This is a genomic window from Deltaproteobacteria bacterium, from assembly GCA_016208165.1.
Taxonomy (GTDB): domain Bacteria; phylum Desulfobacterota; class Desulfarculia; order JACQYL01; family JACQYL01; genus JACQYL01.
The window spans coordinates 91,223-105,283 of sequence record JACQYL010000123.1 but is presented as its reverse complement, the minus strand read 5'-3'; the positions used below and the strand labels follow the sequence as shown (position 1 = coordinate 105,283).

Sequence of the window (14,061 nt, the reverse complement as noted above, 5' to 3'; positions counted from 1 at the left end):
CCAGGTTGAGACGCGTATGCGGACCAACTGCGTCAATCGGGGGCCATTCAACGTGATTTCGCTGTAACTCTTCGAAATTGGATCAGAACGATGACTTCAAAAAGGAAGTATTGGGAGCACCGGGGCTGTCGTGAAACACTCACCCCCGGCGAGCCGCTGTATCCGGGCCGACGGGTTTGCCATAACCGTGGAGGCAGTATCTGTGTAGGAAGTCTGGAGTACGCCCATCCCGACGTGGGGCAACTCCGAACCCGGAGTGTGGAAGGACAGTTGCAGGGATGTGAAAACGTGTACGAGATTCGGCTGTTTGTCAACGAAGCACAAGAACTCTTGGATCGCTCGAGGAAATAACATGCGACAGACAATCCGCCGACCCCGGAAGACGTCGTCAACCGATCGTTGGAGTGTACTTTTTGGGCCGCGACAACATCAAGGTGACGCCCTTCCGGCGTCTTTCTCTCAGCCGCGCCGCCGTTGCAGGGGATGCCCGACGAGAGGACAAGCGAATCTAACCGTCTGAATCGGAGAGGAGAGGGTCTCATGGAGCTTGAAGGGTATGTACTGCCGGACGAACTGTACTATCACGAGGAACATAGCTGGGCCCGTATAGAGAAAGACGGAACGGTCACAGTAGGCATGAACGACTTCTTTCAAAAGGAAGCGGGCGACATTGTATTTGTCGATATGCCTGAAGTGGACGAGGAAGTCGAACAGGGCGAAGTGTGCGGCAAGATTCAGAGCAGAAAATGGATTGGAAAGCTCTGCACCCCTCTTTCAGGTGAGATTTTCGAGATCAACGAAGAGCTGGAAGACGAAGTTACTCTCGTTAACACGGACCCCTATGGAGCGGGTTGGATATTCAAGATGAAAGCGGCTAACCTGGAGGAGGAAAAGGCCAATCTGTACCACGGGGAAAGCGTGGGCCCATGGATTTCCGAGGAAATCGCCAAAGCCGAGGAGGAAAAGGCAAAATCGTCGTGACAGAGAAGGCCGAGAAATGGAGATTGCTGGAAGATTGGCGGCGACTGGTGCCGGCGGCCGGTGGATTGGCTGTAGACGACCTTTTAGCCTATTCCATATCGGACTTCGGATCGCCGCCGATCCTCCATCTGTATACGTTCGAGCCGGCAGCCATCGTGGGGAAATACCAGGATATCCACGCGGCTCTGAAGCTGGACCGATGCCGCGAGCGCGGAGTTGCTTTCAACCGGCGCAGTACCGGCGGCGGAACCGTTATTATGGGGCCGGACGTGGTGGCGCTGGGCTTTGGCATTTCCCTTCGGGATAAACGGATCGGAAGTGGCGTCGGCGGAGTGTTTCGCGTCATGAGCGGTGTTTTGGTTCGTGCATTGGAACGCTTGGGCGTGTCGGCGAGTTTCAGGCCAAAGAACGATCTCGAAGTTGCGGGGAAAAAGCTTGCCGGCTTGTCGGCGTCCGCGGAAGTCGGAGATTGCGTCCTTTTCCACGCCAGCATTCTAGTGGATTTCGATGTGAACTTGATGCTGGACATTATGAACACACCGGCGCAAAAGATCTACGACAAAGGGTACAGCTGCTTCAGTGAACGGCTGACTACGATACGCAAGGAAACGCACCGCGATGTCACCATGGATGAAGCCATTCATGCAATCCGATCTTCGTTTGAAGAGTCGTTCGGCATCCGCTTCGTTCAGAGCGAGTTGACACCGCCCGAGCGGGAAAAGGCGGCTGATCTTGAGAAGGGACGCTATTGCGACGAACATTGGATTTTTTCCCACAGACATCCCCCGTCGAACATGGGAGAAGCCCTGGTGAAGACGCCGGGCGGACTGCTCCAGGTCTACCTGTCCACCGCAGGTCATGCCATCGACCAGGTTATCATCACGGGAGATTTCTTTTCGACAACCGAGCAACTCAACCGGCTCGAGTCGGCGCTGAAATGGACCCTTGCGGAGCCGGATCGGATTCTGCAGGCCATCAGGGAAGTCTGGGAGCCGGATCTGATATACGGTGTCTCCCCCGAGGCCCTTCGAGATGCGATCGTGGCCGCCAAGACCGTTTGCGACAAAGCCCAGGGTCCTCCATACTCCGATCGGGCGCCTCATGGAAGGGCATAATCCCATCCCCGGATGCTCCTGCACCGGCTCCCGGTCTCATTTCACGCATGGTGAGCAACGATGCCTCAAGAATCCTGTGAAAGTCCTGAATACGTCAGAATGAGCACGGCTACGGCCATGGAACTGGGGTTCGTCCGGGGAAGATTTTACCGGCAGGCCCGCAACTTGTGCGTCAATCTGTTGCTGAACTATCGGGAAGGGTGTTTCGCCAATTGCGCTTATTGCGGTCTGGCTCGTAAACGACCCGGAAATTTCGCTGACAAGAGTTTTATCAAGGTGGAATGGCCGGCCGGGAAAGTGAGCGACATTGCGGACCGCGTCCGGGAGAAGCAGAAACACCTGGGAAGGGTCTGCATCTCGATGGTAACCAATCCGAGGGCCGTTGCCGATACTCTTCTCGTGGCCGCTCAGTTTCGGAGCCGTGTGTCCCTCCCGATTTCCGTCTTGTGCGCTCCCACGATCCTGTCCGGAAGTCAACTGGAGAACTATCGGGACGCGGGCATTCAAATGCTCGGCGTGGCCGTAGATACGGCCCACCCGGATCTCTTCAGCCGGTACCGGGGATCAGGAGTTCGGGGACCTCACAAATGGGACCATTACTGGGACACGGTCCGAACAGCGGTTTCTCTTTTCGGAAAAGGAAGCGTCAGCGTGCACTTGATGGTGGGATTGGGAGAAAGTGAACGCGATCTCGCATACGTATTCCAGCGCGTGCACGATGAAGGCGCTCTGATCCATCTTTTCAGTTTTTTCGCTGAATCCGCATCCGCGCTCGCTCATCTGCCGCAACCTCCATGGAGCACCTATTTACGTCTTCAACTGGCTCGCTGGCTCGTGGAAAAGGAGATCCGCAGCGCAGGGGAGTTCGAATTCGACGATGAAGGCCGCATCATCGGATTCGGGCTCGGGAAGGAACAGCTTTCAGACCTGGTCGATGAACGCGTTCCGTTTATGACGTCCGGCTGCCCGGGACCGGAAGGCGCTCCGGCGTGCAACCGTCCGTTCGGCAACTGCCTGCCGGGCGTACGTCAGTGGAACTACCCGTATCTCCCGAACGATGAGGAAATGGCGAAAGTCAGATCCGCCGTTTTGGAGAGTGCCGGCTGTCGAGAACCTCAACGCCCATCCGAGAAAGACCGCAGGTGGGACGAAAGCACTTCATCATCGTCCCTCGGATCGCGCCTGAGAGCGGGAGGCGACGTGTAGCGGCTCGGGGCGTCGTCTCCACCGCGAATTTGCGGGGGGAAAAATTGGAAAAAGAATCCGATACAAAAAAGAAATCTTGCCGCGGAGCGATCAAGGCGGTTCAGGACGAAATAATCAGGCGCGCCCTGGAACGCATTCGACTCAAATTACTCGTTACGAGTGGCAAAGGCGGAGTGGGTAAGAGCACGGTGGCCGTGAACCTGGCTATGGCCTTTTACAAAAGAGGCTTTTCGGTCGGCCTTCTCGACGTCGATCTCCATGGCCCCAGCATACCGGGACTGTTGGGCATCAAAGACCGGATCGCGGAGATTCACAAGGACCAGACCATCGAACCCATCATGTACCGAGAGGGATTTGAAGTGGTTTCTCTCGAATCCCTCCTGCGAGACAAGGACGCATCCGTCATTTGGAGAGGGCCGCTGAAAGCGAATATGATTCGCCAGTTTATTTCGGACGTGCCTTGGGGGAACCTGGATGCTCTGGTAATGGACGCTCCGCCCGGAACCGGTGACGAGCCGCTGACCGTGGCTCAGACCGTCCCGGATGCCGCCGCTGTGATCGTAACCACGCCGCAGGAAATCTCCCTCGCGGACGTTCGTAAATCCGTTCGTTTCTGCCGACAGTTGAATATGCAGGTTGCGGGAATTGTCGAGAACATGAGCGGCTTGAACTGTCCGCACTGCGGGGGGGTTATAGATCTTTTCAAGAGCGGTGGAGGCGAACGCCTGGCCGCTATGGCCGGCGTACCTTTTTTGGGACGTATTCCCCTGGACCCGGAGTTGGTGCTTTCGGGAGACGAAGGCGTGCCGCTCGTCGAACGCAATCCGGATTCGCCGACGGTTCAAGCGTATGAAGTCATGCTGAGCCGAATTCTCGAGTTTGCGGAAGAAGGCCGGAAGAAACCCGGACCCGATCCGGGGAAGTGACATCCGGCATTGCTTCGGACACGGTCGTTCACTCCCAAAGAACCGTTGCATCGAGTCCGTCTTAGAAGTATTATGGACAGCATTCAGTCGAATCGCGTGGATCATCGGGACGCGAACGCGTATCCGGACGCTGTAAATATCGCCGCCCTGGATCAGTGGAGGGATCGGCTTTTGCATATTTGCTTCACCCCAATTTTGGGAGGTGCCCTATGAAGTCTCGAACACCTGTGTTTGCCGTTTGTTTCATTCTTGTATTCGTGCCGTTGATATTGTTTTTGCTCTCCGGAAACGCGCTGGCGGACGCCCTGAGCGACGCCATTCAAAAAGCGATTACCGAGGGCAAAATCGATGCCGGGGCGAAACCCGGTTATTTAGGGATTCCCGGCGGGTCCGATGTGAGCTACATCATCGGTTTCCTATGGGCCATTTGGGTGGGCTGGATATTCTCCAGCGTCGGCGCCTTTGGCGGCATTATGGCGGGCGTGGGCCACATTACCGTGTTCGGGCTCGGAGACTACGCCAAATCCTTCGGCAAGGGGGACCTTCTCAATAAGGCGATCACCGACTCCATTCGCGTATCCAACCAGTGGCTGGTGGGGCTGAGCGCATTCATCAGTTCTCTGAATTACTATCGCATGGGCCGCCTGGTGCTTCCCCTCGGCGTGTGCCTGGCCATAGGTTCGATCCTCGGCTCCTATCTGGTGCCGTATCTCACTGCCGGTAAGATCAACCTCAGCGCTTACTTAGGTTATTTCGGAGTTGTCGTTTTCATCATCGGCGGTTTTCTGTTCTACGAGACCACTCCCAGAGGGCAGGCGCGGAAAAAGGAAGCCAAAGCCGCGGCGACGGCCTTCGAGAAATCCATCAAAGACAAGGGCGAAGGGCGACAGGTTCCGGCGGGCGTGAAAGTCAGTAATTGGGGCGTTTCCAGGATTCGATTCAGCTTTTACGGGGTCGAATTCAGTTTCAGTCCCATCGTTCCGGTCATCGGAGGTTTTGCCATTGCGGCGGTGGCCTCGTTTATCGGTGTGGGCGGCGGCTTTCTGTTTGTTCCGTTCCTGACCTCCATTGCCGGGCTCCCGATGTTCCTCGTGGCCGGCACATCGGCGCTGACGGTGCTGATCGGCATGATCGTGTCCATCTTTACCTATATGGTTACCCAGGAAGTGATCGTTGACTGGGGGCTGATCGGCATTGAACTCATCGGCATCTTCGTCGGTTCCATGATCGGACCGCGAACGTCCAAGTACATCCCCGACATCTGGCTCAAGCGTATTTTCGTTTTGCTGGCCTTGTACGTGGGCATTCTCTATACGACAAAAGGTTTCTTCGGACGGAGTTGGTTGCCGCCGTTCTGATCAGCGGCCGGGCATTCCGTACCTGGAGAATGAAAAGGTGCGGCGTGACCCGCTTCACCATGCATTATTCCACAGGGAAGCCTTGAAAGGCTCCGGTCATGTGGCCCGCATTCATCGATGCATTCTTGATTTTCTGGTACCGGATTCCCCAAAACCCCTGGGCCGGATTCTGCTTGGGCACCTCGGTCCTGGCGCTTCTTTGCGTGCTGGCCGGAGAATTCACTCTTTCCCTCGGGTACCTCGTCAACCGGCGGAAGATTACGGGCGACAGCAGGGACATGGTCGCCATGCATAACCTTTCGGTTCGTGCACTTGAGGTTGGCGACGAGCCCGGTTACAAGGCCTGCAACAAAGTGGCGAACGAAGCCTTTGGCCGGGCCTTCTTCATGCAGATAGCGTTGGCGGCCGCCACATTGTGGCCTGTGCCGTGGGCTTTGCACTGGATGGGAAAGCGATTCGGCGCGGTGGAGTTTCCGATGCCTCTGTCGGTACCGGCTGTTGGCGACCATGTGTCATACGCCTTCATGTTCCTTCTTTTCTATGTTTTGGCGCGAATCGGTTTCAAAAGCATTCGGCACAAAATGCCTTATTTTGGCCGGTTTCACCGAAGTCTTTTAGAGGAGAAGGCGAAAATCCCCGCCTATAGGTCTTTTCCGGGATTTGGCCGGGGCGACGGGTGACCTCGTTGGAAGAGCTAACGTCTAGATATTATGCTTATTTTTTGCAAAAAATCCTTGACACCGTTATGGCCTGATGATAGCGTTCCAGAGACTGCGTCTGGAATGCAGGTTTCCGGCTTCTAGACGGAGAGGTTGTTCGACATTTCAAGCCAAAGGAGGTGAGTCGGAAGTAGGAATTGAAAGGGTTATTTGAGAGGGTTTGTTTTGTAGTTACCTTTGTAAGGATCTTTTAGGAGGAGAGAAAATGAAAAGGTTGTTTATTTTTGCCGCCGCGCTTACCGTTGCGTTATGCATTGCGATGCCGGCGAAGGCGGACTTTGTCGTTGGTATGATGGCGTATACGGACTTGGGTTACTACTACCGCGATACCGAGCGTATGAAGACCCAAAATCCGACGGTGGACGGCGGCGTGGGCGATGTGTTCATCGACCAGCCACATCATTCCCGTTTGTACTCCAAGTGCACCACCGAGGACTGCGGTGGCTACTTCGAGCTTGGTGTCGGCAGTGATACCGAAACCAGCGTTGGCTTCGCAAACGCCAACTTCCGTAAACTGTACGGCTGGTACGATTTCGGCAACTTCCGCTTTGAGGCCGGTCACACGGAACCGATCGGCGCCTCCCGTTACAACCCCACCCAGTTGTTCGGCTTGGGTCGTGCGCTTCACATCATCTTGGCCGGCTGGGGCAACATCTATGACCGCGCCGCTCAGGCGAACCTGATTTTCCAGGGTGGTGCTTTCTATGCCGCCGCCGGTCTTTCCACCAACAACCGCTTCGGCATCTTCGACGGCGATGGCGAAGAGTACAACTACGTACCGCGCATTCATCTCCAGGCCGGTGTCAACACGGCTTCCTTCTCCATTCTGCCCAACGTCACCTTCGAGCATGCTGAAGGCGAAGACACCACGAACAAGGACAGCTCCGCTTATGCGTGGGTCATCGAAGTGCCCGTTTCCATCAAAGCCGGCATGTTCGGCGTGAACCTGTCCGGTCACTGGGGATACAACGTCGGTACCGTGTACTCCCGTTTCTACAACCTGAGCTACATCGGACAGAATGCCAATGGTAATGTGCAGGTCACAGCCGATGGCGAAGTTGAAGACACGCTCTGCTGGGGCGGTTACTTCGACGTTTCTTTCGGTGGCAAGCCTCTGGCCGTTCACCTCATCGGTGGCGTACAGCACGTAGAAAACGACCTCTGGGAGAACGACGACTCCAATACGCGCTATGCCGCCGTCGTCCGAATTCCCTACTCGATCACCGGAAGCTTTACCCTCAGCCCGGAAGTCGGCTACTATGAATACGGCGATGACATCAATGTCGCCGCAGGCGGAACCAAAGACCTCGGCGCCGAGTGGCTCGCCGGTGTGCAGTTCCAGTTCGTTTTTTAGTCTGATTTGCTTCGGATAGACGAAAGCCCCGTCTCGCAAGTGACGGGGCTTTCTTATTCCGGCTCAAACGCATCGGAGCCTTCAGCAGGAACTACTGAACAGGGAGCAGCAAGCGATTGCCCCACGGCTTGTCCATTTCAAACGATTATCCGGAAACCCAGGTGAAAAAAGAAAGAGAAGAACCCTGAAGCGTGACTTCGAACCGACGAGCGAACACCCGCCCCGACTTCAGCCCATCAGGAAACCGTGACGGAAAACAACATAGAGGATTGAAGCCTTCGTAAAAAGTTCCCAGGTCGTCATGCCGGACCTGATCCGGCATCTCGAAGTAGCTCAAATTGCCCGCTTCCGGCTTTCGCCGGAGCGACGGAAGATGGCCGTTTTCGACTTCTTACGAGTTTATCAACACCCCGCCCGCGATGACTCGTACCGGACGGACGGCGCCACGCAATACAGGTGTGTTCAGGGGCATGGGTCCCGTGTCATGGTTCCGGTGGGTTCAAACGTTAGACGACACAGGCGGTATCCGAGGTTTCTCCGAGCCTAACGGACGCCGACAGCGGGAGGGGCCGGACTCGGGAGTCGTCTGCCGGCCAAAGACGCCGATTGCAGACTTTCCAACGCGCCTTCGGTGACAGCCCCAACCCCAAACCGGGCTGCGAAAAGACGGCTCCTCCGTGCGGCGATGGCGTTTTACTCCACCGGGAGGGAGGGGGCTTAAGATTCATCCGCCGATTGGAACATCGTTTCATTCACTGCTCCATTCCGACGGTTGACCGCTGTTGGGTTGACCGCTATTTGATGCTTGGGCCAGTTGAAAGGAAACAAAGATGCTTCTTGGCTCTTTTATGCCCGAGGGATCCAGCTTGACCATGGCCGCCACAAGATCCTTCTTCCCGTCTCCATCCAAATCCTTGAGTTGAAAATCGGATACATATCCGGGAATACGTGTAGTGGTCCAATCCTCCATCAAGCCGATTCCTTTCCAGGTGAGAGAGACGATGTGGCACCCGGAGAAAAACCGGTACCTGCTGGTAAGACGAAAGGTGGCCGACTTATTCCGATTCACCAGGACCTCCGGTACGCCGTCTTCGTTCATATCTGCAATGACGATTCGGGCCGGAACGTATAACCTCTCCGAGGCTTCAGAAGTAAAAGCGTTATCTTGTTTAACCGTCAGATAATTCATCGTGCCGCCAAAATAGTATTCACTCTCCCAGAGAGAGTCACCCGAGCGCGTCTCCACCTCCAGATAATCGTCGCCGTTGATGAGAACAACCAGTATTTTGCCGTCGTTGTTCAGATCCGCCAGCGAGAAGTTAAAGGCGGTCGCTCCCACCGGGACCGTCAGCTGCTTTCCTTCGGTGATTTGGGCGGCCGAACGCTTCAACACGTAGATCCCCGCCTGCAGGCCTTCCGCCGTTTTCCGTTGGCCTACGAGCATGGGCTCGGACGTTTCCGGATCAAGAATCACCCTGAAATTCCAGGGTATGTTCTGAATCACGGGAATTAGGCGGCCGGAACGCATTTCCAAGACAAACGAACTCGTTTCGCCCATGGTCCCGACTTCGTTGACCACATAAATTTCCGCGACCCCGTCATTGTTCAGATCGGCGACGTCCACGGTCACCAGCATGTTGAACGCGCCTATGTCGAACTTGGCGATTTCCCCGAGCCCCCCGGGATCCGTCCATTTGTAGGCCCGCACTTCTCTTTCCGTGATGAGCACCAGCTCATTCTTCCCGTTTCCATCGATGTCACCGATGTCGAACCCTTTGATGTGAATGGGGAAGGCATGACTTTTCCACAACAGCGGTTTTCCATATTGACCGCGTTCGATAATGTTGGGGCCCAAGGACGAAACCTGGATTCGATCCTGGGGCGTCATGAAATAGCCGGGCGAAAGGTTTGATTTGGCCTGAGGAACGCCTTCCTGAGGCCCGGAAGCGGAGGAAGCTTCCGATTCCCCCGAACTCGAGATCGGTTCGCCGAGGTTGAACACTTTCTCTTTCACACTGCGGGCAAAATCGTTGATCTCCGGAATAAGTCCGTCCATGCCGGCGATCTGCCGGCTCAACGTTTCCGGCAGGGCGCCCGCGGTTACGTCCAGCACCTGGGCGTCCAGACTGACGCTCTCACCCAATACCGTTAGGCTGCCATAGAGCACATAGTCTGCAGCGTACTTCTTCCCGGTCTCCTGGAGGCGATCCGAGGTAAACTCTCCCTGCAACTCCCGATATGCCTCCGCTGCTTTCACCTTGTCTATCACCGTAACCTGGCCCTTTTCGGCCAGCCGAGTCGAAAGCATGTCTTGTATGCCCGCCTGCAAGAAAGACAGGTCTTTCTCCGAATGAATATTGAAAGGAAGAATCAGGATGCTCTTTGGCGCCGCTGCATGCCCGTTCAGACTCACGAGTAGCAACAGGACGGCGAGCAGACTCACGTAATTTCGCTTCAACGTCGGTTCCCTCCATGTTCCGAAAGTCGGTTTGGTCCTGCTTATCACCGGTAATACCGCCAGTCAAGCGGTTCAGGCCGAAGAGTCACCGCGCGGCCTGCAAAACGCAAAAACGCTCATTCTCTTTAAACCCGTATGGCGTCCAAGCTGCCAACAATGAGAAGTAACCGACCGAATCGGGAGAAGACCGAACATTGGTGGCATCACCCAAAGACGGATGCCCACTTCCGAATCTCAGCGATATCGGCGCCCAACGGAGGCCCACCCGGGATCCGGAAACACGGCAGACGACCGTCGCGTACCCGTGACCCCGAAGTCCCCGCCAAGCGGAACGCCGATCGGATGCAGATTGCATAGAGCTTGCAAAGTACAAGAAGTCGGTTATAATGGCCCGGAGTTCACAAAAGGAACATGCCACCGCGTTTTTCGAACAACCGCTTGCCATAGCCGAGTTTCAAGGGATGCACGAGCTTTCCATCGCCCAAAGCATTCTGGATATCATAACCGAGGAGATGCGGAGGCATCATGTGGAACGGATCGTCTCCGTTCGTCTGAAGATCGGGGAAATGAGCGCTGTAGTCCCCGAATCCCTGACCTTTTGCTGGAGCATCGTCACCAAAGACACACCGGCGGAGGGGTCACGCCTGGACATCGTCTCCCTTCCCATAGAGGCCAGATGCCTCGCTTGCGACTCCGTCTTTTTCGTTCAGAACTACGTATATGTCTGCCCGAAATGCGGGAGCGGAGATCTGGCCATTCTTTCCGGGAAGGAGTTGCAGATCCAGGATTTCGAGACGCCGGATTTTTGAAGATTACCAAAATGTCGGCGGCGTTGGGGAAGGACCTCAATAAGCGCCGTGCACTTGTCCGAACTGCTTGTTCTTCTAACGCATCCTGCTCTATCCCGGGAGTACCCGGCAAGCTGGGAATCACCCCTATTCATAGGAGGGCCGGACCCTGAAAGTACCTGTCGTCAGAAACATTTTAGAGGCCAACAAGAGAATCGCCGACGAGAACCGTACGCTCTTTGGTTCGAAGAGGATCCTGGTCCTGAACCTGATGAGTTCCCCGGGCGCCGGCAAAACCACACTTCTGGAAAAGACCATCGACTTGTTGAAGGATCGGTTCCGCATCGGTGTCATTGAAGGGGACATTCAGACCTCTACGGACGCGGAGCGCATTGCCGGGCACGGCGTCCAGGTCGTTCAAATCAATACGGACGGGGCTTGCCATTTGGATGGAAACATGATTCGGGAAGCCCTGACCCAGTTGGATCTCGACGCCTTGGACCTGCTCGTGGTGGAGAATGTAGGTAATCTGGTCTGCCCGGCGGAGTTCGATGTTGGCGAACACCACAAAGTGATGATCCTGAGCACAACGGAAGGGGATGACAAACCCAAGAAATACCCTTTGATGTTTCAGGAGTCCAGTGTGCTGCTGGTCAACAAGATTGACCTTCTGCCCTATATCAACTGCCGAATCGAGGTGATACGCCGGGCATCCGCGGAGATTAACCCCAATCTGAAGGTGCTGGAAATCTCCGCTACGACGGGAGAAGGCCTTCCTCTGTGGACGAATTGGTTGGAGGAACAGATCCGACAAATCCGGGGAACGGATTGACGCTCAATCGTCGAATCCGAATGCTGGTTTCTGGAATCGTGCAAGGAGTCGGATTCCGGCCGTTTATCTACAACCTGGCAAGAAGACTCAACCTGGGCGGCTTTGTGATCAATACGGCCGGCGGCGTCGAGATAGAGGTTTCAGGGACCAGCGGTGACATCGATGAGTTTGTTTCGCTCGTAAAGAAGAACCCTCCCAGACTGGCTTACATTACCGACGTTCGAGTGGAAGAGCTTCCTTTCGCCTCGATTGACGGGTTTTCAATAGAGCACAGCCGTGGCGGCGAGCAGCGTTCAGCCCTTGTATCACCGGACGTCTGCGTGTGTAAGGACTGCCTTTCAGAACTCTACGATCCCGGCGATCGGCGGTTCAGATATCCTTTTATCAATTGCACAAACTGTGGTCCCCGGTACACGATTATCCGCGACATTCCCTACGACCGCCCGAAGACCACCATGTCCGAGTTCGACATGTGTCCGCAGTGTCTGGAAGAATACACGGACCCGGAAGACCGGCGATTCCACGCTCAGCCCGACGCATGCTGGTCCTGCGGACCCTCACTGTCCCTCTGGGATGCGGAAGGCAATCCCATTCCGACAGGGGATCCGATCCGTAAGGCGGCCGACCTCCTGCTCGAAGGTCGCATTCTCGCTGTAAAGGGTTTGGGTGGCTTCCATCTGGCGGTCGACGCCACACGCAACGATTCCGTGACGCTTCTGCGCACCAGGAAGCAACGGTTCGAGAAACCTCTGGCAATTATGGTAAAGGACGTGGAGGACGCTCGGGCGTTTGCCAAGGTGGATCCGGAAGAAGCTTCACTTCTGGAATCCCCTCAGCGTCCAATCGTGCTCTTGTCGAAGAAGAACACTCGATATATAGCGGAGCAGGTGGCTCCATTGAATCCCAACTTCGGCGTCCTGCTCCCATATACTCCGCTGCATTACCTGCTACTGGACGCCGTCGGAAAACCGTTGGTAATGACCAGCGGCAACTTGAGCGAGGAACCCATCGTCTCGGGGAATGAGGAGGCGTTTCAAAGACTCGGCGTGTTTGTGGACGCTTTTTTGATGCACAACCGGAAGATCCATCAGCGATGCGACGACTCGGTTACGCGCGTGCTAGGCGGAAAGCCACGTATCCTTCGACGATCTCGCGGATACGTCCCCATGCCGATCTTCCTGGGAGAGAGCACGGTGGAAACGTTGGCTACGGGGGGCGAGTTGAAAAACACCGTGTGTCTCACAAAAGAGAACCGGGCCTTCGTCAGCCAACACATCGGGGATATGGAGAATCTGGAAACGTTCGAATTCTTCAAAGCCACGATTGACCATCTGGAGGGTATTCTGGAGATCAGTCCCCGTATCCTGGCTCACGATCTGCATCCCGATTACATGACCACCGTCTTCGCTAAAGAAGAGGAACATCGGTTTGAAAGAAGAATCGCCGTGCAACATCATCACGCGCATATTGCGAGCTGCATGGGAGAGCATGGGCTTCAAGGACCTGTGATAGGACTGGCCATGGACGGGACGGGATACGGTGAGGACGGAACCGTCTGGGGAGGGGAGGTCCTGCTGTCCCATATGGACCGCTACGAGCGGTGGGGGCATTTTGCCAATCAACTCATGCCGGGCGGAGAAAAGGCAATTAAAGAACCCTGGCGCATGGCGGTAAGTCTTTTGTACCGTACCTTCGGCGAAGGGATGAGGTCGTTGAATCTGGATTTATGGCAAAGGATCGACGAGGGCAAAATCGATGTTCTTGTTCAAATGATGGACAAGGGAATACATACGCCCCGGACCTCCAGTTGCGGGCGCCTGTTCGACGCGGTCTCTAGTCTTGTCGGAATTCGGGATTTGGTAACGTATGAGGGACAAGCAGCGATCGAACTCGAGGCGCTTTCCGATTTTAGGGAATCCGACGAGTATCCTTTCGACATTGTCCGGGAGAACGGAACCGTTGTCCTCAAGTCGGAATCCTTGTTCGGGCCCCTGGTTATGGACGTGCTGAACGGAGTTCATAGGGGGACGATTGGATCCCGTTTCCATCATACCCTCATTTCGGCCTGGGCCGAGTTATGCAACCGGGCAAGAGAGGAAAGCGGCGTCAACCAGGTGGTATTGAGCGGCGGCGTGTTCCAGAACCGATTTCTGTTCGAGACGGCTGTGCAGAGATTGGCGGACTGGGAATTCGAAGTCTATGTGCACGAGAAGCTTCCAACCAACGATGCCTGTATCAGTTTCGGCCAGGCCGTGGTAGCCGACGCCAAGCTTCGAGCATCGGACAAACCGAGCTAATCGTCCGGATTCCGGACAGTTAAAGCA

The 14,061-nt window shown here is 55.6% G+C and carries 12 protein-coding genes; 11 read left to right on the top strand and 1 reads right to left on the bottom strand.

The genetic code is table 11. From position 1 onward, the window contains the following. Positions 1 to 90 precede the first annotated feature (90 nt). The 8 genes from HY788_22455 to HY788_22420 all read left to right on the top strand — a co-directional run bounded on the left by HY788_22455 (position 91) and on the right by HY788_22420 (position 7,659). The gene (locus HY788_22455; GenBank protein MBI4776907.1) at positions 91 to 351 is read left to right on the top strand and encodes a hypothetical protein; all 261 of its coding nucleotides are present in this window, start codon (positions 91 to 93) and stop codon (positions 349 to 351) included. 189 nt (positions 352 to 540) lie between these two features. Beyond that, positions 541 to 981, top strand: a complete 441-nt coding sequence (gcvH, locus tag HY788_22450) for a glycine cleavage system protein GcvH (protein ID MBI4776906.1) — start codon at positions 541 to 543, stop codon at positions 979 to 981. Continuing rightward, the gene (locus HY788_22445; GenBank protein MBI4776905.1) at positions 978 to 2,096 is read left to right on the top strand and encodes a hypothetical protein; all 1,119 of its coding nucleotides are present in this window, start codon (positions 978 to 980) and stop codon (positions 2,094 to 2,096) included. The genes gcvH and HY788_22445 overlap by 4 nt, the downstream gene beginning before the upstream one ends. Before the next feature lie 60 nt (positions 2,097 to 2,156). After that, positions 2,157 to 3,302: a radical SAM protein gene (locus tag HY788_22440; protein ID MBI4776904.1), complete on the top strand. Its 1,146-nt coding sequence runs from the start codon at positions 2,157 to 2,159 to the stop codon at positions 3,300 to 3,302. Between the two features lie 44 nt (positions 3,303 to 3,346). After that, positions 3,347 to 4,228 (top strand): Mrp/NBP35 family ATP-binding protein, encoded by an 882-nt coding sequence (locus tag HY788_22435; GenBank protein ID MBI4776903.1) that lies wholly within the window; start codon positions 3,347 to 3,349, stop codon positions 4,226 to 4,228. Between the two features lie 209 nt (positions 4,229 to 4,437). Next, positions 4,438 to 5,586 carry a sulfite exporter TauE/SafE family protein gene (locus tag HY788_22430; protein MBI4776902.1) on the top strand — a complete coding sequence of 383 codons (1,149 nt, stop codon included), beginning with the start codon at positions 4,438 to 4,440 and terminating at the stop codon, positions 5,584 to 5,586. 98 nt (positions 5,587 to 5,684) lie between these two features. Then, positions 5,685 to 6,266 carry a hypothetical protein gene (locus tag HY788_22425; protein ID MBI4776901.1) on the top strand — a complete coding sequence of 194 codons (582 nt, stop codon included), beginning with the start codon at positions 5,685 to 5,687 and terminating at the stop codon, positions 6,264 to 6,266. Positions 6,267 to 6,510: 244 nt separating this feature from the next. After that, positions 6,511 to 7,659: a hypothetical protein gene (locus tag HY788_22420; GenBank protein ID MBI4776900.1), complete on the top strand. Its 1,149-nt coding sequence runs from the start codon at positions 6,511 to 6,513 to the stop codon at positions 7,657 to 7,659. 748 nt (positions 7,660 to 8,407) lie between these two features. Here the strand turns inward: HY788_22420 and HY788_22415 are convergent. Beyond that, on the bottom strand, positions 8,408 to 10,117 hold the full coding sequence (locus HY788_22415) for a VCBS repeat-containing protein (protein MBI4776899.1): 1,710 nt from the start codon (positions 10,115 to 10,117) through the stop codon (positions 8,408 to 8,410). A 461-nt stretch (positions 10,118 to 10,578) separates the two neighbouring features. Between HY788_22415 and hypA the strand changes: the two genes are divergently transcribed. From hypA to hypF, 3 genes are all read left to right on the top strand, one after another. Further along, positions 10,579 to 10,926 (top strand): hydrogenase maturation nickel metallochaperone HypA, encoded by a 348-nt coding sequence (hypA, locus tag HY788_22410; GenBank protein ID MBI4776898.1) that lies wholly within the window; start codon positions 10,579 to 10,581, stop codon positions 10,924 to 10,926. 148 nt (positions 10,927 to 11,074) lie between these two features. After that, on the top strand, positions 11,075 to 11,737 hold the full coding sequence (gene hypB, locus HY788_22405) for a hydrogenase nickel incorporation protein HypB (protein MBI4776897.1): 663 nt from the start codon (positions 11,075 to 11,077) through the stop codon (positions 11,735 to 11,737). A 20-nt stretch (positions 11,738 to 11,757) separates the two neighbouring features. Further along, positions 11,758 to 14,034 (top strand): carbamoyltransferase HypF, encoded by a 2,277-nt coding sequence (gene hypF, locus HY788_22400; protein ID MBI4776896.1) that lies wholly within the window; start codon positions 11,758 to 11,760, stop codon positions 14,032 to 14,034. The last annotated feature ends 27 nt before the right edge of the window (positions 14,035 to 14,061 follow it).

Bases quoted from the DNA above. Each gene is read 5' to 3' on its own strand.
- HY788_22455 (MBI4776907.1), top strand. From the start codon at position 91: ATGACTTCAAAAAGGAAGTATTGGGAGCACCGGGGCTGTCGTGAAACA.
- gcvH (MBI4776906.1), top strand. From the start codon at position 541: ATGGAGCTTGAAGGGTATGTACTGCCGGACGAACTGTACTATCACGAG.
- HY788_22440 (MBI4776904.1), top strand. From the start codon at position 2,157: ATGCCTCAAGAATCCTGTGAAAGTCCTGAATACGTCAGAATGAGCACG.
- HY788_22430 (MBI4776902.1), top strand. From the start codon at position 4,438: ATGAAGTCTCGAACACCTGTGTTTGCCGTTTGTTTCATTCTTGTATTC.
- HY788_22425 (MBI4776901.1), top strand. From the start codon at position 5,685: ATGTGGCCCGCATTCATCGATGCATTCTTGATTTTCTGGTACCGGATT.
- HY788_22420 (MBI4776900.1), top strand. From the start codon at position 6,511: ATGAAAAGGTTGTTTATTTTTGCCGCCGCGCTTACCGTTGCGTTATGC.
- hypA (MBI4776898.1), top strand. From the start codon at position 10,579: ATGCACGAGCTTTCCATCGCCCAAAGCATTCTGGATATCATAACCGAG.
- hypF (MBI4776896.1), top strand. From the start codon at position 11,758: ATGCTGGTTTCTGGAATCGTGCAAGGAGTCGGATTCCGGCCGTTTATC.